The 16,377-nt window shown below is 33.5% G+C and carries 19 protein-coding genes and 2 tRNA genes; 4 read left to right on the forward strand and 17 right to left on the reverse strand.

The window, feature by feature from the left end:
- The first annotated feature begins 178 nt into the window (after positions 1-178).
- Complete coding sequence (locus tag G4Z02_RS00320; RefSeq protein ID WP_258877855.1) at positions 179-373, forward strand: GDCCVxC domain-containing (seleno)protein; 195 nt, start codon at positions 179-181, stop codon at positions 371-373.
- Between the two features lie 649 nt (positions 374-1,022).
- On the opposite strand, the gene G4Z02_RS00325 is transcribed toward G4Z02_RS00320, so the two are convergent.
- From G4Z02_RS00325 to G4Z02_RS00335, 3 genes are all read right to left on the reverse strand, one after another.
- Positions 1,023-1,913, reverse strand: coding sequence for a cation diffusion facilitator family transporter (locus tag G4Z02_RS00325; protein WP_258877856.1), 891 nt, complete (start codon positions 1,911-1,913; stop codon positions 1,023-1,025).
- A 312-nt stretch (positions 1,914-2,225) separates the two neighbouring features.
- Complete coding sequence (locus G4Z02_RS00330; protein ID WP_258877857.1) at positions 2,226-2,684, reverse strand: thioredoxin family protein; 459 nt, start codon at positions 2,682-2,684, stop codon at positions 2,226-2,228.
- 5 nt (positions 2,685-2,689) lie between these two features.
- The gene (locus tag G4Z02_RS00335) at positions 2,690-3,910 is read right to left on the reverse strand and encodes an HAD-IC family P-type ATPase (RefSeq protein ID WP_258877858.1); all 1,221 of its coding nucleotides are present in this window, start codon (positions 3,908-3,910) and stop codon (positions 2,690-2,692) included.
- 58 nt (positions 3,911-3,968) lie between these two features.
- On the opposite strand from G4Z02_RS00335, the gene G4Z02_RS00340 reads away from it, so the two are divergent.
- Both G4Z02_RS00340 and G4Z02_RS00345 read left to right on the forward strand, forming a co-directional pair.
- The gene (locus G4Z02_RS00340) at positions 3,969-4,286 is read left to right on the forward strand and encodes a helix-turn-helix domain-containing protein (protein WP_258877859.1); all 318 of its coding nucleotides are present in this window, start codon (positions 3,969-3,971) and stop codon (positions 4,284-4,286) included.
- 65 nt (positions 4,287-4,351) lie between these two features.
- Entirely contained in the window at positions 4,352-5,170 is an 819-nt protein-coding gene (locus G4Z02_RS00345) for an IS3 family transposase (RefSeq protein WP_258877860.1), read from the forward strand.
- Positions 5,171-5,483: 313 nt separating this feature from the next.
- On the opposite strand, the gene G4Z02_RS00350 is transcribed toward G4Z02_RS00345, so the two are convergent.
- The 11 genes from G4Z02_RS00350 to G4Z02_RS00400 all read right to left on the reverse strand — a co-directional run bounded on the left by G4Z02_RS00350 (position 5,484) and on the right by G4Z02_RS00400 (position 12,510).
- Positions 5,484-5,572: transfer RNA gene (locus G4Z02_RS00350), tRNA-Ser, on the reverse strand.
- A gap of 2 nt (positions 5,573-5,574) precedes the next feature.
- A tRNA-Arg gene (locus G4Z02_RS00355) sits at positions 5,575-5,651 on the reverse strand.
- Between the two features lie 70 nt (positions 5,652-5,721).
- Positions 5,722-6,249, reverse strand: a complete 528-nt coding sequence (locus G4Z02_RS00360) for a GNAT family N-acetyltransferase (RefSeq protein ID WP_258877861.1) — start codon at positions 6,247-6,249, stop codon at positions 5,722-5,724.
- Positions 6,250-6,296: 47 nt separating this feature from the next.
- Entirely contained in the window at positions 6,297-6,527 is a 231-nt protein-coding gene (locus tag G4Z02_RS00365; protein WP_258877862.1) for a CDGSH iron-sulfur domain-containing protein, read from the reverse strand.
- 50 nt (positions 6,528-6,577) lie between these two features.
- Positions 6,578-7,513 (reverse strand): nucleoside hydrolase, encoded by a 936-nt coding sequence (locus G4Z02_RS00370; protein ID WP_258877863.1) that lies wholly within the window; start codon positions 7,511-7,513, stop codon positions 6,578-6,580.
- Complete coding sequence (locus G4Z02_RS00375) at positions 7,514-8,434, reverse strand: ribokinase (RefSeq protein ID WP_258877864.1); 921 nt, start codon at positions 8,432-8,434, stop codon at positions 7,514-7,516. It lies immediately after the preceding gene.
- A gap of 129 nt (positions 8,435-8,563) precedes the next feature.
- Positions 8,564-8,998, reverse strand: a complete 435-nt coding sequence (locus tag G4Z02_RS00380) for a hypothetical protein (protein WP_258877865.1) — start codon at positions 8,996-8,998, stop codon at positions 8,564-8,566.
- 51 nt (positions 8,999-9,049) lie between these two features.
- Positions 9,050-9,940, reverse strand: a complete 891-nt coding sequence (locus G4Z02_RS00385) for a sensor domain-containing diguanylate cyclase (RefSeq protein WP_258877866.1) — start codon at positions 9,938-9,940, stop codon at positions 9,050-9,052.
- Between the two features lie 116 nt (positions 9,941-10,056).
- On the reverse strand, positions 10,057-10,485 hold the full coding sequence (locus G4Z02_RS00390; RefSeq protein WP_258877867.1) for a hypothetical protein: 429 nt from the start codon (positions 10,483-10,485) through the stop codon (positions 10,057-10,059).
- A 37-nt stretch (positions 10,486-10,522) separates the two neighbouring features.
- On the reverse strand, positions 10,523-11,521 hold the full coding sequence (locus G4Z02_RS00395) for a sensor domain-containing diguanylate cyclase (RefSeq protein ID WP_258877868.1): 999 nt from the start codon (positions 11,519-11,521) through the stop codon (positions 10,523-10,525).
- Positions 11,522-11,835: 314 nt separating this feature from the next.
- The gene (locus tag G4Z02_RS00400; RefSeq protein WP_258877869.1) at positions 11,836-12,510 is read right to left on the reverse strand and encodes a hypothetical protein; all 675 of its coding nucleotides are present in this window, start codon (positions 12,508-12,510) and stop codon (positions 11,836-11,838) included.
- A 379-nt stretch (positions 12,511-12,889) separates the two neighbouring features.
- On the opposite strand from G4Z02_RS00400, the gene G4Z02_RS00405 reads away from it, so the two are divergent.
- On the forward strand, positions 12,890-14,830 hold the full coding sequence (locus G4Z02_RS00405) for a hypothetical protein (protein ID WP_258877870.1): 1,941 nt from the start codon (positions 12,890-12,892) through the stop codon (positions 14,828-14,830).
- 63 nt (positions 14,831-14,893) lie between these two features.
- On the opposite strand, the gene G4Z02_RS09630 is transcribed toward G4Z02_RS00405, so the two are convergent.
- The 3 genes from G4Z02_RS09630 to G4Z02_RS00415 form a co-directional block, all read right to left on the reverse strand.
- Entirely contained in the window at positions 14,894-14,998 is a 105-nt protein-coding gene (locus G4Z02_RS09630) for an IS3 family transposase (protein WP_420885517.1), read from the reverse strand.
- Positions 14,999-15,183: 185 nt separating this feature from the next.
- Positions 15,184-15,882, reverse strand: a complete 699-nt coding sequence (locus tag G4Z02_RS00410; protein ID WP_258877871.1) for a hypothetical protein — start codon at positions 15,880-15,882, stop codon at positions 15,184-15,186.
- A 79-nt stretch (positions 15,883-15,961) separates the two neighbouring features.
- Positions 15,962-16,336, reverse strand: a complete 375-nt coding sequence (locus tag G4Z02_RS00415; protein ID WP_258877872.1) for a hypothetical protein — start codon at positions 16,334-16,336, stop codon at positions 15,962-15,964.
- Positions 16,337-16,377 lie beyond the last annotated feature (41 nt).

A 16,377-nucleotide genomic window follows, 5' to 3' on the forward strand; every position in this document is an offset into this window, starting at 1 on the left:
TTAATTCTGGATCAAGTGAACCGATGTATGCTTTTAGAAGAATGTCGACACCGTTCATGATTAGAAAAACAGAGCATGTTGCAAAAAGTCGAGTTGTGATTTATTAGTAGATCCCAAAAGGATATCCTTTGGTAATAAAACTATTAGGAAGTATAATAGAGACTAGAGGTGACAAATTATGGAAACTAAAAGTGTATTAACATGCCCACATTGTGGACACAAAGAAGAATTGACTATGCCAACAGAAACATGCCAGTTTTTTTATACTTGTTCTAACTGTAAAAAAACAATAAGACCTAAAGATGGAGATTGTTGTGTATTTTGTTCTTATGGAACAAATCCATGCCCTTCGATTCAAGAAGCGCGTCAGTAAGAGCAATAACATTTGTATCAATTTACGCTTCTAGCGCATTGTAAACGTACAAAGATTATGCTATATTTAAAGTGCGACTTAGTCGCAACTTATCCCTTACATAGCATGTGTGTATTTACACACACATCCCCTTCCTAAAGATTGCTGAGAAGCAATCTTTTTCATTTTACAATATTCCTTAAATATCAACTTTTTTGACTAACAAAGCCAACCATCTATAAACCGCTATATTTATATGAAAACCGTATATTATGATATATACTTACAACTCCCCTCAACTCCACGATTTTTCATGATTTTGCAAAAGTTCAACACCCCTCTGCTCTTGAAACACGTTTTTTAATAAAATACTCTTAAAAATGCAAAAAAACAGGCAAAATATGCCTGTTTTCTGCTTATTTATGAAACAAGTTAATATGCTTTAAACGTCTTTATTTAGCGCTTAAACGGCATAAATAAACTTGATATAATCAAGATGTGTTGTCATTACTAAGTTTATGCCGATTTTAAGGGTTAACGACCTAAGTTTACTATGGTGTCAGACCTAAGTTTACTTTCTTATACGCAATTAAGAAAAAATATAAAATCTAGCTTCTATAGTATTAATTCTTCAAAACAAACACTTTAATCAGTCTCACATTAAATCATATTAATCTTTGGAAAAGCAATCAGTATGTTCTTGTTCGAAATCAATTTCAATAGTAACATGCTCAAAATCTTGCTTCTTCGTAATCATATGAGCTTCACGTTTTATTCTGTTAATATCTTTCAAATCAGAAGATGACTTAATGATAAGGTGTGTTGTTAAAACGTGATGTTCACTATCTAAAGACCAAACATGAGTGTGTTGAACATCTTGTACATTTTTAATGTCTTTGAACATCTCATCAAGTTTATTAATGTTGATATCTTCTGGTACAGCTTGTAAAAAAAGTAAAATCGTTTTTCTAAAGTTAATAAAGACATTATATAAAATGTATACCGTGAATACAATAGCGAGAATAGGGTCCAATATATGGATATCTTTGACAAACATTATCAGTCCAACAATAAGTACACCAATCCATCCAAGAACATCTTCGAGCAAGTGCCAACTTATTACTTTTTCATTTAACGTTTTTCCTTTTTTAGTTTTCAATACTGCAAAACCATTTACCATAATCCCAATGATAGCAAACCCTATCATTCCCTTTGCATTCGCATGTACAGGATCAAGTAATCTAGGAACAGCATTCCATAAGACAATAAAAGAGCCAACAATCAAAACAATTGTATTAATCAATGCAGCTAAAAGAGAATATCTTTTATAACCATAAGTGAATTGCTCATTATGATCTTTTTGAGATAATTTACCAAATACCCATGCTAACCCCAAAGATATGCTGTCGCCTAAATCATGAAGGGCATCTGATAAGATTGCCATACTATTAAATAATATACCACCAATCAATTCAAGTACTGTGAAAAAGAAATTTAACAAAAAGGCAACTTTGATATTAGAAACACTATGATTGTGACTATGCGATGATTTCTCTTTCATAAACTAACCCTCTCTATTCTTTTGGCATCTCATTATTGCATTATGAGACGTCTTAATTTTATAAATTAATTAATATGTTATTTGTCTAAAATAATTTCATATCTTTGTTGCATACACAAATGCATCATCATATGTATCCTAATTTTATCACAGTCAGCATTATCCCTCAATCAAAAGATTGAAAGTATCCAAATGATTTAGCGGTTTTATAAAAAAAATTTGGAATGGATGTCAGACCTAACAACCATTCCAAAGAAATTAATATAATATAAAACTTTACAAGTTTTTTGAGATGAGCGGTCACACTAGAATCTATTCATATGCAATATTTCCAAGAGAAACTGCTTCATAAAAGTTCGTTATTTCAGTTGTTCCAACGAAATAATCTACCAAACTATTGTTTTTATATATTAGTAGCGTTGGTGTAGAATTTAAACTATTACCATTCAAATTAATATCACTCCGGTTACCTGTAGTTCTTTGAGCATCCATCATGAATAAATCAATTTTCAAGTTATTATTTGTTCCAAATTGAAAGGTTTCTTCTTTAATAGATATGCATGCTCCACAAGTCTCACTATAAAAGTATACTCCATATAATTCATTTTCTTGTCTGCTAGCCTCTGAATATTCTATAATCCTTGTAAAATCTGAATAAGAGTCTTTTAATTCTGAATCATTGTTTACAATCACTAAGGTGAGTGTTATCAACACGAAAACTCCTGCAAATCCAATTAATATGTTTCTTATAAAATGATCTTTTTTAGTCATATTGTTTAAACTCCTTCACTCATAGCGCAACTCTTATGTTCTTGGGCTAATTTCAGGATTGACTTAATATGATTATCAGCAATTTTAAATTTTGTTACGCCATTTTCAGGAATCTTAACTACAATTTTTAAATCTAATAGTTTTTTTAATTTTTTCATTAAAAATCCTGAAGATTTTTTTAATGTTTTATTTAGTTCGCTTAAAGTGCATTCTTTTTGATAAAGTGTGTCTAACATACTTAGCATAGTTGCATCACTGAGTACATTGAATAATTGTTCTCTATATTTATTATCAACGTGAGCATTCTTACCAAATATAATACGTAGAGAATTCAAGACTGCAATTAATGAGATACCTACATCAGCAAAGATAGCTGCTAACATTGAACTCATACCTAATGAAGCTAAACCAAGTACAATGAATTTTACCCCCAAGGTTAGAACAATATTTTGGATTACAATTCTGCGAGTTTTTGAAGCAATTGAAAATGATTTACTAAGTTTTGTTAAATCATTATCCATAATTATGATGTCTGCGACATCTATGGCTAACTCTGATCCTTCACCCATAGCTACACCGATATCAGCCTGTTTTAATAGAGGCGCATCGTTGATTCCATCGCCGACAAACATTTTATACCCATTAGAAGATATATTTTCAAATTTTGAAATCTTTTCTTGTGGTAGTAATGAACTGTAATATGACATTCCTCCAAGTTCATTGGACACACTTTTTGCTGTTGATTCATTGTCACCTGTTAACATCGTAAAATTCAGATTTGAATGATTGTTAAAAAATAAGTAAGAACTATCTTTAATTTCGTCTTTGATGGTTAAATTTCCTATATACTTATTGTTCTTTGCCACATATATAATTGTTCCTATTTCATTTGAACTGTCATAATCAATTTGGTTATCATCTAAAAGTTTATGGTTCCCAACTAATACAATTTCACCATCAAGTGTTCCTTTTATCCCTTTTCCTGGTACCTCAATAATATCTGCCATTTTGTAGAGGTTATCTTCACTCTTTGCCAACACTGATTTTGCAATTGGATGAGTTGAATATTTTTCTAAAGAGGCTGCTAATTTCAACGTTTCTTCACTAGTGTATGAATCAACCGCAAAATTTCCTTTGGTGATTGTACCAGTTTTATCTAGAGCAACTTGATCAACATGCAAGATCATATCTAAAAATGAATGCTCTGCTACGAAAAAGTGGGACACATAGGTACCACACAAACAAACATAATGTATAATAAATATACAAAGGAGTTGAAAGCCAATGAATCAGTACAGTGTAGACTTTAAACTAAAGATTGTGAAGATGATATTAAAAGAACATATTAGTAAAAAATCAATAATGAGAGAATATAATGTCGCAACAAAAACACAAAGGCAGTGGGTACATAAGTATCAGACAGAGGGAATAAGTGGATTAGTTAGTAAAAGAAAAATTAGGGACAAAATACCAACCAATCAGGAAGAAGAATCAGTAGAATCTTTGAAACATGAAATCCTAATGCTTAAGGTAGAAATTGAAAGACTTAAAAGAGGGTATTCCAATGAAGATGCGAAATACGTAAAAAAAAAGAAATCCTGAATTATGAATATACATTGGTTCATAAATTCAGACTTAAATATTATATAAATGATTTATGTGAATACATGGAAATCAGCAGATCTGGATATTATAGATGGCTAAGAAGAAGAGAGAATAAAACACAGAGACAAGAAACAAAAGAAACGCTTAAAATGCTTATAAAAAATTATCATACCATCCATCCTGAAAAAGGATATAGAGCATTAAGAAAAGATATCATAAATGAAACAGGATGGCTTGTATCTTATTACTTAATGTATCAATGTTTCAGAGAAATGGGAATCTACTCTAGAGCCCGTAGAAGAGCGTTTAGAAGACCTAAAGGAGTTAGTGATAGGTTTCCTAACTTAATCAACGGAGATTGGAGTACTACAAGACCATTTGAGAAAGTGTGTAGTGATACAACAATGCTTAAACACGATGGAAAGAAATATGATTTAAACCTACATGTAGATGTATTTAATAACGAAATAGTTGGATATGATTGTGCGAACTATAATCACGGAAACGGAGTTATGAATCATCTAAGAAGCTTAAATGATTTCTTGCGAATTAAAGAAGAAAGAGGATATGGAGAAGACCATACCATCTTACATAGTGATCAAGGAAGAGTTTACTCATCAGTGAAGTTTGAAAAAGCACATAAAAATTATCCAATATCGCGCTCTATGTCACGAGCAGGAACTCCAACAGATAATCCAGTAATCGAATCACTAATTGGCTGGATAAAAGGTGATCTAAAACACTATATCAAAATGCATGACTTCAAAGACATTAACACCGCAATTGAATTATACATAAATTATTTCAATCACCACAGAGTAGCTTATCGATTAGATTACTTAACACCAGTTGAATATAGAACAATGAACGGATTTACTTAAACCCAAAATAATGATAAAATAATAGCAACAAAGGAAAGTTGCATGTCGCTATTTTTATATCTAGGGTGGTACCTATGTGTCCTAGAAAATCATAGCAGTGCACGACCTCAAAAAACGGCTATTTTTGGCAAAAGTTCAAATCCGGTCACGAGAACTTGCAAATCAACCCGTATCAGAGTATAAAAAAAGAGTAAAATCAATGAAAAATCACTGATTTTACCCTAAAAAATACAAAAAGTTGCTTTCTTCAAAATCGCTATAAACGTCTTTATTTAGCCGTTAAACGATAAAAAGCAACTTGGTATAATTAACCTGGCGGAGGAAAGGGGATTTGAACCCCTGCACCGTCTCCGATCTACACGCTTTCCAAGCGTGCCTCTTCAGCCACTTGAGTATTCCTCCATTGGCGCACCCGACATGATTCGAACATGCGACCTTGACCTTCGGAGGGTCACACTCTATCCAACTGAGCTACGGGTGCGTGCATAAAATATTCTACCACATCTGGTTTACATTTTCATTGAAAAAAACATCTTTTTTTCGAAGATTCTTTATTTCTCTGTAAATTCCTTGCGAAGGATAGAAAAAATCTCAAAATCACAGATACGATTTCGATACTCATACCCTTGACGAAGCGTTCCTTCGTGAACGAATCCACATTTTTTTGCAAGACCGAGACTTTCGGTGTTTTCGCTTGCAATCCGCAATGTACAACGTCGTACTTGTTCAAACTCATGAAACACGTATGTGACGAATAGTTGAAGAGCTTCTGTCATATATCCTTTGTGACGATACTTTGAGTGCAATATTCGGTATCCAATGTGATAATCATAGTCTTCAATCTTGGTATATCCGATGGATCCAATGAAGTTGTTATCTTCATTTAAGATACGAAAGTGTCCAAAATTCTCAGATTGAAATCCATGTTTATCGAAATGATGAAGTTGTTGCATCAAATCAGATGTTTCAACATGATCGTGCACTGTCCGTTCTTCAAGATTATTATATAGAGTAACGTACTCTTGTACTTCTTGTTTTGTTCGATATGGAACGATTGTTATTCGGGAACCTGTCATCATACAATTACATCTCTACTTTCCAATAAAAAAGAACGCTACGCTCTTTTTTATAACGTTCTATGTGTTCCGTCACAATATGGCTTATTACCAGATTGTTTACAAGTACACAACTTTCTTGTTACGGTTTCTGGCACAGTAACAAGCATTGGTTCACAGAAGTATGCTTCATGTGAGCCATCACAAAATGGTTGATTTTTACTGTGTCCACACTGACACCAGTAATATAGCTTATCTTTCTTTAGTTCAACCGCGATTGGTTTAAATTGTTTTTTGTCCATTGATATCACTCTCCCTATCCATATTATATCATACTTATATTTGGCTTACGTTAATTTTTGTAACGTTGTAATCCAGTTTCAATGATCGTCCAAAACTTTTCAACATCAATTGCAGTGGCAACGAGGGTGTTTCCTGATTTCTTACCGTAGTTTAAAACATCACAGTTTGTGCGTCCCCCACTTGGACCGTGGGAAATGTCAATTTCACAGTGCATATTCGTTAGGGTTACAACACTTGGATCTATTAGGTACGCAATCGTAAGTGGATCATGTAGTGGTCCTCCATCAAGTCCAAAAACACGTTTTTGATTCACATTATAAACTACCATTAACTTTTCAAACAGTTCCGATGCTTTATTGTGCAATCTTGCCATTCGCTCGATAATTTCTGGTAATACCAAGACTTGTCTTGTGACATCCAATCCAAACATTTTGAGCGGTAATCCCGAAGTAAAAATGATATGGGCAGCCTCAGGATCTGCGAGGATATTAAATTCTGCTGCCGGTGTTACATTCCCATAGGTATAAGAACCACCCATAAACACAATCTCCTTGATATGTTGTTTAATTCGAGGTTCTTTTCTCATTGCAAGGGCAAGATTCGTCATGGGGCCAGTGGTTACCATCGTGATTTTACGAGTACTATTCAACAATGTTTCAATCATAAAATCAACCGCATGACGTGGGTCTGCTTGTCTTATTAGTGGTGGGAAATCGAAGCCATCCAACCCCGTCTCCCCATGAATTTCAGGAGCAACTCGAACCGGGCGTACCAACGGTTCTTCAACACCCAAACAAACCGGAACATCGATGTCTAAATATTGAACAAGGTTTAACGCGTTTCGGCTCGTTTTGGGTAACGTTTGATTACCACAGGTGACGGTAATACCCAATAACTCGATTGACGGATTCGACCCTGCCAGTAAGATGGCTATCGCGTCATCATGTCCAGGATCACAATCTAATATTATTGGAGTTTTATTCATTTATGTCACGTCCTTTTGTAAGAATTCATGTACCGCTTGCTTCGTTGGTATCGACGGTTGAGCACCGTATGATTGGATTGATAATGCAGCACAAGCACTTGCGTATTGTAGTGCTTGTTGTATCGTTTGTTGTTTCACTATTTGCGCGATATATCCGCCAATAAAAGTATCACCAGCAGCTGTTGTATCCACAACAGCTACGTTATAGGCTGGTTGTTCATATCGGTTTTGTTGATCGTGATAAATACAACCCTCTGCACCTCTTGTCACGAGAATCGCTGGTACAATGGTAAGCAACTCCTCTATTGCACGATCAATTTCCTGTTTTGATGTGGTTGGTTTTTCAGATAACATCTTCAGTTCAATTTCATTCACAATCAATACATCAATTACCTGCATTAACGATGGTGGTAGTTTCTTTGCTGGTGCGGCATTTACAATCACTTGCATGCCTAGTTTTTTAGCGATGATACACACTCTCTCAATGACATCCATCGGGATTTCAAGCTGACACAACAAAATATCCTCTTCTGTTGCATTTTTCTGGATTATATGAGTAATCTGTTCAATATTTTGGGAGCTATTTGCTCCACCATTTATAATGATGCGATTATCACTTTTCTCTAGAATAATTCCTGCAACACCTGTATGCTCATCTGGTCGGACATTAATCCCCTCACAGAACACACCAGCTTCTTGTAACGATGTTAGCGCTCTAGAGGATAATGCATCATTGCCAATACTGCCAAGCATCCATGTCGACAGCCCTTGCTTTGCACAAGCAACCGCTTGATTTGCTCCTTTTCCACCTGGTGCCATGAAAAAGCCATGTCCTTCAATGGTTTCTCCCTGTCTTGGAATGGAATCTACTGAAAACACAAGATCTATGTTAATGCTCCCTAGAACAAATACGTTTTTCATAATCCACCTCGTTGCTTCATAATCTATTTATAGTATACCATATGGAACTACCCGTGATAATAAAAAATCAGTGAAATGAATTCACTGATTGTATTGATTCTTATTGGATTATTTGGATTGGATTGTGACTTATGAAGCAAGATAGATTAGAACGCCAATTAGCAAGGTTAGAATGAACGATAAAATCGTATATGCTAGTGTTTTGGAGTAACCTTTTGGTTCAATCTTTCCTTCCTCATCTAATTTAAGAAGAATCGGATATAATGTAATATAAAACATAAATGTAGAAAATATGAGCGCGAGTGCAGCGTGAAGCTGGACGACTTCATTCCCAAATATGACAATCGTAATGCCAAGTGCAACAAAGATAAATTTGGCATTCGCAATCCAGTTTGTTAAGTACCGGATTAACTGATGATAGTTATGATCCTGGTCAAGTTCTTCAAAATCAGTAAAAATACCGACACCGTTCCCTTGTTTCATCCCTGGTTTTCGATATAAAACAATTATATTTAAGATTTCTAAGAACAAGAAAACCGATATCACTATTTGTAGAATATTCATCGAACATCACCTCTTTTTCATTGTATCATGCCTGATAATGGATAACGATCACTATTTCGAAACAACCTGGTTCCGACCATTCACTTTTGCCTGATACATCCTTGAATCTGCCTGTTTGATAAACGCTTCTTTAGACAGTCCTTGTTGATAAAAACTTGCACCAATAGAGACGGTAACCTGAATCAATGATTCATCGTTGATTTCTGTAGTTGTATTACGAATTAGCGTTCGTAGTTTTTCAGCAACATTGTGCATTTCTATTTCGTTGACGTCACGTAAAATCACAATAAACTCTTCCCCACCATAGCGTCCTACATAATCTTCACGACGGAGGTTAAGCGCAATTGTTCGAGCAACGGTTTTTAATACATTATCTCCTACATCATGACCATATGTATCATTTACCTGTTTAAAATGATCAATATCGATGAACAGCACCCCAAGAGGAGTTCCAAACGTGGAATATTCTTGAATACAAGTTATCAATTGATACTCGATAAATTGGCGGTTAAATACTTGTGTAAGTTCATCGGTCATTGCATTTTTCTTCAATGCTCGATTTTCCTGATAGATTTTTGCTTCTTCGATGTAATCTGTGAAAATTTCAATACCCATACGTTTACTCGTATCTTCGTCAACAAACGGTATTGTTCGTACTTTGACAGGTACACGATACCCTTTTTTATGATGGAGGTATACTTTTGCTGTATTGATTCGATCGTGCATTACAGTATCCTGCAACGGACATCCATTATGACATAATTGAACACCCGATTCCGTCACGTGACGCAAAATATTATCATAACAATGTTTGCCGACAATCTCATCTTGAGAAAAACCGGTGATTTTCTCAAACACCGAATTACAATATACAATGGTACGTTCTTCATCGACAATATATGCTGCTTCAAATAATTGGTCTAATAACTCTAAAGCATTCAATAGTGTTCCTCCTACCATAAACTCCAAGTATGTTTCGTTAGTTTTATTTTATCCTAGAAAAACAGATATTGCTAGACTATATCAAAAATTGAACCGTCAAGATGACGGTTTAATCATTAATCGATAACAATTTCAACAATATCAGAATCCAATTTACTACGCTTCACTTCAATTAAATGGAGTCGCGACATTCCATCAAGACATGCTAAAGTATTGGTTCGATGGCGTATGGTTACACCAACGTCATCACCATCATAATGGTATCGATATTTGTTTTTGCATGAATCACTGTCGTATACACGGAATACTAAGAATTGACTGTCAAAGAAGGTTTCATCGTAGTCCGCATCAATGTTTGTTAATACAAGCAAATCAAGATACTCTTCATAGGTATCAATACTGTTTTCATATGTGTACTGCAACGCAACATTACCAACCAATACAGGATATGACGTATAGTTCAAGCTGAAGACGTTTAGATTCTGTAGTACAACAATTACCAAGACCACAACCACAAGAATTGGTCCATATATTTTTTTATTCATAATTCCTTATCCACTCCCCGTCTTTCTACTGTCCGGCTCATTCGTGTTTTTTCTTTTTACATAGATATAAATCTTTATCAGCAAGGGTCAGAATATCTTCAGTCGTCACAATGTCTTTTGACATACACTGGATACCATAACAGAAATCAATGAAGTACTTGCGCAAACTAGAATCTTGTTTGACTTCCTCTTGCAAGGATTTCAGTAGCAAAACGATATCATCCTTGATGTGATTTCCTAAAATCAAAGCAAACTCATCGCCACCATATCGATAAAATGCATCGACTTTGCGAATGCGATTCATAATAATTTCGGAAAACTTCATTAATACTTTATCACCAGCAACATGTCCATAGGTATCATTAATGTATTTAAATCCATCTAAATCGATCATAGTCAGAGAAAAATCATTTCCGTAACGGTGATATGCATCAATCCGACGTTCTAAGTCGGAATGTAAACGTCGCCGATTGTAAGCATTTGTTAAAGAATCGTATTCGGATGTTCGTAATAGTTGTTGATTTTCGACTAATTGCACCAAATCCATCTCGATAATATCCTTAAACAACAACATTAATTGTCGATATTCATCAGCGAATTCATTTGTTTTCGAATCCAACGCACAAATCGTTCCGAAAAAAGTACCATCATGCCACTTAATTGGTAATCCATAATAGGAAATCATATTTAGTGCAACATCCGGATTATCTTTCCACGCCTCAAGGTGTAAGCTATTCTCAATGTGGAGCGCTTCATCCGTACCAATGACCGTTTCACAATACAACCCATGTGATAATGTGTCTTTCCCATCACTGGGATATGGATTATCTTCGTTTTCACTTCGCAGAAAGACTTCCATATGCGTGTCGGTAATCTGCATGATTAATCCTGCAGGAACATTTAAGAGACTGGCTACTAAGTTGATCAGTTTCTGCCATTTTTCAACCAATACTTTCTCAACGACTGGTTTATTCTCATCCCGAATTTGAACCTCAACCTTCTCTTGCGTTTCTCGTAGTAATACATTTGTTTTCATTTCATCACCACCGAAAAGAATAGTTTCTACTATAACTATATCATACAGAATGAAACTGCTCAACTCAAGCTGTATAAACTTATAATATTTACATTTTAGTTATTCACCTAGATGCTCTATTGATCTATCGAGTCATGCAAACTAAAAAACGAGAATTCATAAAAGCCATATTGAGCCATTATTTTCTCGTTTTATGTACTAATGATGGAGTTGAGAGTCCCTAATCAATCCCCTCATCCCTGCCAAAAATTACAAATTAAAAGGTACCTTATTACATCAGTTTGCAAAAGCTACAACAAGCCACTAGAAGGCAATTACTGTATTCTATTGAACTTTCTTCTTCTAATGGTAATAACTATGATTATCACTATTACAAGAGTTAAAAATAATCCATATATACCAAACATCAATAAGGGCATATAGTTCATTGGGTTAGACCATCCAGCGCATCCATTCCCAATAGCCTCTTCTCCAAACTCTTCAGTAGTTTCATCAAAAGTATGAGCTACAGAACCAAAATCTTCACCTTCACCATAGTATCCAAAATCATCTTTGTTGTATATTGATGAAACTTTGATTACCTTACCATCATCATCAAAAACTATGATTTTATACTCTTGAATGGTGTTTTCACTCATAGCAATAAACTCATGATTCCAACCAGATTCCCAAACATCTATATCGCCTGAGTAATGAGCTTTATAACTTACCCAATCACCTTCTTCTAAAAATGCAAACGTTTCATAACTTGGATGTTCCATAATAAACTGATTATTCACAGTCTCTTGGTAATATCCGGGATAGTCTACTTTATTGAATAGCAAGTCATAGAAATACTCAGGAGAATTATCAAACTCATCTCCATCAACTGTGATTAATGTTGTATCTCGATATATAACAGGGCTACATGCACATACATTTGTTAAATCAACTCTAGTCAATACCATAAATATCCCTACCAAAACTAACAGTGTTCTGTTATTCCACATCTGCATCACCTCTGACTCATATTATATCATATCAAAGACTATAATTATTTTGAAATCAAGCCAACTAAAAAAGTTTTATTCCAAACAAAAACCGAAGAATCAATACACAGCTATATTAGCTGATAAACTCCTCGGTATAGTGTACTATTGGTGGAGTTGAGTTTGGATCAACCACTGTCACCTTTCATTTAAACACTGTAAATACTTGATAACTCGACATTGTTCGAAATTTTCATAAAGTCTTAACAAGTTCACGAGCAGTATCACAAATAAATCCAACTAATGACATACGATGCATAGCAAAGAGGTAAATCTATATATTGTTTATTCTTTTAATTGATCTATACTTATTGTATAATCAATAAAGGGGTTGGTTTAAATGAGAAGAGTAATAACCTTGGTACTTCTTTCATTCATTATATTGGTAATTTCTGCATGTGGGTTAGGAACAGAAATTAATAAACCCGACTTATGTGGTTCAATTGATTTGGAAGAAAATCAAGAATGTTTTGATGAAATTGTATATAACCCTCACTATGAAGGTTTAGATTTTGTCATATACAAATTAGATGTACTTCCTACAGTAGGAACTGATGATATAGTTGATATGGGCGAATATGATGGCAAATCGTATTATTTCAGTTCAGGTACACATTACCAGTTTTATAAAGCAGTAAAAGAAGGAGTTACAATTGATTTATTACAAGCTATTATGGATGGATGGTTCACACTAGAAGATATTGTCAATGATTTTAATATTGAAGAATTGCAGTCTCAAGAAATTGTAAATATTGAATGTGATAATCCTAGAGAAACATACTACGAAGGTGTTTGTCAAATTGTAGTGGATGAAGAATTATTATTTAAAGTTCAAGAAATAAAAAATGCTATGCTAGGAGAAACTTCTGAATTATCAATAATTTCTTCACCAGTGCTACTTGGTAATTCATCTTTGTATGGTAGAATATATTCAGCTCCTAGAGTTGAATTATTATCAGCCATTAAACCATTTGATAATGATGCTGAATGGATTCATATACAAGCAAAACATTACGAACTTTTAGAAGAAATTGTTCTTAATGGGTATCAGTCAGGAAACTATGAAAACCCAATGGATTTTATTACAAATGCAGAAGATTTAGTGCAATGGTTTAATTTTGAAGGAAGCCAGGAACTTAATTTAATTATTGATACTCAAGAAGAAACACTGTTCTCACGAATTATTGAGTACTCAGATATTGAATTAACAGATGCTGTACATGTTGAGACTGTTTATACTGAGTTAAATAGTGAAAATGAGATTTATTTAGAACGATATCTACAAAATTTAAAAGTTGACAGCGTAGATGCTGAAGTATTTTATGAAAATTATGGGTTATTTACTTTTGGTTATGAATCAAATGATATTGCATTTAATAAATATCAAGGAAGTTTATTAGATGCCAATACATCTGTTTTATTTACAGAAAATTATAATCTTTATAGTTATAGAATTAGATTCTTTAACGATCAGGAACAGGTGTATTTAGAAGGAACTATAAATGATTTAAATGGTCCAAAGAAAAATGTTGTATCTAGATTTAATGAGTTAACATTGCAAAGTAGTCTAACAAATAGTGATATAGCTGAAATGTTAACATTATCATACTATGCTAGTAAATATTACCTTGGAGATAATGCAGAGATTATCACAGGAACTACTTTAAGATTAGATACTACTAAACTTGATTCTCTCTTTTCAGTAATTCCTGATATTAAATACCATATTAGTAGACTCAATAGCACACCGAGTAGTCAAAAGAATGCGTTAGAACACTTAAACAATGTAGAGATTAACGGAGAGTTCTTTGATCTTATTAATGATAATAATGAGTTAGATCTTACCAACTTCAAATATCAATACTTAATAGCATCTAGAAATGCTCAGGAAGATTACGATAGATATAAAGAAAGATTACAAAATTATGAAGAAACCGGAAATTTTACATATTTAAGAGATTTGCTAACTTCAATTTATGACTTAAGATATGCTATTAACCAAGATCCTACTCTAGTGAATGTAGTTACAGATGATACTTTAGAATATTCTATTCTCCAGCCAGAACTAACAATAGAGTATATTTATTATACTGATAATGCTGGACCAAATGATATTGAGAATGTAGCAAGTATCATAATGAATGAACTGAATGTTAGATATGATTATATTATCAATAACGAAAATACGATTTTTAATTTAAATTTTATGGGACAACCAATATATTTTATGGATTCGGGAGAGTTCTTGCTATTAATTGAATCAAGATTATATGTAGATTAAAGATAAGACTAACCTTGAACTAGTTTGTTAAAAACAGACACCATTAAGGATATTCAGAAGAGCTTACTTCCGATAGACAATCGGTGGTAGCTCTTTTAATTTTTCTTGCAATCGGTTGTAATTGTAACAGTATATGTACTCAGATACTATAGAAATCGTCATGAGCATCAATTAATTATTAAAAAAAATTATCTACACACTATTCTTTAGTACTTTTTTGCACTTTATTTGTAATATATTCAAAACAAATAAAAAGCCGAGGAATCTATAAACGGCTTATTTAAGCCATTAAATTCCTCGGACGCGGGTACTATTGGTGGAGTTGAGTTTGGATCAACCACTGTCAGCAATAGCTATTGTTCAACATCTTTATTGTATAAGCAACCCTGTTTAACATCTTCAAATGACACTTGAAACTCATATTCTTCATTCAATAGATGAAATTGATTTCGTTCAAGAATTTTCTTAGTGTATACATCATCACAAAAAATTATTGATTGGTAAATTGCTACATTGTAATGTAATTGAATATAGTCAATCATTAATGTAATCAACACATCAATTTGATTATCATCGATTAGTCTTTTCTCATAAACTTCGAGAGTTATGATTGATTTATTGTCAGAAACACTAAAACCAAATGTACCAACTTCATTTTCTTCAACAACAATCATAAATAAATGTGAAAACTTCGTTATTGAATGTGAAACGAAGACTTCTATACTTTCAATATCTAGACCTTGCTCATTATAACTGTAATTTGTAAATCGATTAAACCATTGATTCAACAGATTAACATCTGTCCATCTAATGCTTCTAACTAATACATCATTTTTGCTAATAAGTACTTCCTGTTCTTCCAACTGATTGCTTCTAAGATAATCAATTAAATTATTCTCACTTGTTATGGTAAATAAATGTCCTTTCTCATTTGTATAGACATCTGTAACCATCCCATTTAAAAGTTCCACAATTGATTCTCCATAGAATTCAGGATGTGGATAATGCTTTTTCACTAATACTCTTGGTACAATAACTTCGATACTTTTCATGGTATCCTCCTGGCGTTTGCCAATTTAATTTACAGGTTTTACCTGCATTACCCAAGTACCAAGTATGATATTAATTTCTCTAGTTAGCTTCAATTGCTAATTTTTCTACTTCACTTAAAACTTCTGGTAACTCATCTTTGATTTGGAACAACTCTTTTTCCAATTTTTTTGGAACTTTAACTTTTCCCTTTTCGATTGTGTCAACAATATCTAAAAATGCTTTTCTCGCTGCAGGTTTATGCTCTAGAGCTTTAACAATTACAACTCTAAGTGCTGTAGGACCGTTTTCTAGCACAATCTGTTTTACAGCAGGATACATTTTATTATCAAACCATTCACTAAAATCACTTCGGTTTTTATACAATACTATACCACTTGTTGCTCCAGCAATGAATGCGGTGCCAATTGCTGCAGAGAATGCCATAATCACTTTCGAGTCTACTTTTAAAATCATTTCAATTATCTCCTTTCAATACCCTATTTTTTTCACCTTCA

This window comes from Candidatus Xianfuyuplasma coldseepsis, assembly GCF_014023125.1.
GTDB lineage: Bacteria > Bacillota_I > Bacilli_A > Izemoplasmatales > Izemoplasmataceae > Xianfuyuplasma > Xianfuyuplasma coldseepsis.

What these genes read in the sequence shown, in the direction of transcription:
- G4Z02_RS00400 (WP_258877869.1), bottom strand. Translation starts at nt 12,510, where the DNA reads ATGTGGAATAACAGAACACTGTTAGTTTTGGTAGGGATATTTATGGTA.
- G4Z02_RS00330 (WP_258877857.1), bottom strand. Translation starts at nt 2,684, where the DNA reads ATGACTAAAAAAGATCATTTTATAAGAAACATATTAATTGGATTTGCA.
- G4Z02_RS09630 (WP_420885517.1), bottom strand. Translation starts at nt 14,998, where the DNA reads ATGCTCATGACGATTTCTATAGTATCTGAGTACATATACTGTTACAAT.
- G4Z02_RS00375 (WP_258877864.1), bottom strand. Translation starts at nt 8,434, where the DNA reads ATGAAAAACGTATTTGTTCTAGGGAGCATTAACATAGATCTTGTGTTT.
- G4Z02_RS00320 (WP_258877855.1), top strand. Translation starts at nt 179, where the DNA reads ATGGAAACTAAAAGTGTATTAACATGCCCACATTGTGGACACAAAGAA.
- G4Z02_RS00405 (WP_258877870.1), top strand. Translation starts at nt 12,890, where the DNA reads ATGAGAAGAGTAATAACCTTGGTACTTCTTTCATTCATTATATTGGTA.
- G4Z02_RS00325 (WP_258877856.1), bottom strand. Translation starts at nt 1,913, where the DNA reads ATGAAAGAGAAATCATCGCATAGTCACAATCATAGTGTTTCTAATATC.
- G4Z02_RS00415 (WP_258877872.1), bottom strand. Translation starts at nt 16,336, where the DNA reads ATGATTTTAAAAGTAGACTCGAAAGTGATTATGGCATTCTCTGCAGCA.
- G4Z02_RS00360 (WP_258877861.1), bottom strand. Translation starts at nt 6,249, where the DNA reads ATGATGACAGGTTCCCGAATAACAATCGTTCCATATCGAACAAAACAA.
- G4Z02_RS00390 (WP_258877867.1), bottom strand. Translation starts at nt 10,485, where the DNA reads ATGAATAAAAAAATATATGGACCAATTCTTGTGGTTGTGGTCTTGGTA.
- G4Z02_RS00340 (WP_258877859.1), top strand. Translation starts at nt 3,969, where the DNA reads ATGAATCAGTACAGTGTAGACTTTAAACTAAAGATTGTGAAGATGATA.
- G4Z02_RS00370 (WP_258877863.1), bottom strand. Translation starts at nt 7,513, where the DNA reads ATGAATAAAACTCCAATAATATTAGATTGTGATCCTGGACATGATGAC.
- G4Z02_RS00345 (WP_258877860.1), top strand. Translation starts at nt 4,352, where the DNA reads ATGGAAATCAGCAGATCTGGATATTATAGATGGCTAAGAAGAAGAGAG.
- G4Z02_RS00380 (WP_258877865.1), bottom strand. Translation starts at nt 8,998, where the DNA reads ATGAATATTCTACAAATAGTGATATCGGTTTTCTTGTTCTTAGAAATC.
- G4Z02_RS00395 (WP_258877868.1), bottom strand. Translation starts at nt 11,521, where the DNA reads ATGAAAACAAATGTATTACTACGAGAAACGCAAGAGAAGGTTGAGGTT.
- G4Z02_RS00365 (WP_258877862.1), bottom strand. Translation starts at nt 6,527, where the DNA reads ATGGACAAAAAACAATTTAAACCAATCGCGGTTGAACTAAAGAAAGAT.
- G4Z02_RS00410 (WP_258877871.1), bottom strand. Translation starts at nt 15,882, where the DNA reads ATGAAAAGTATCGAAGTTATTGTACCAAGAGTATTAGTGAAAAAGCAT.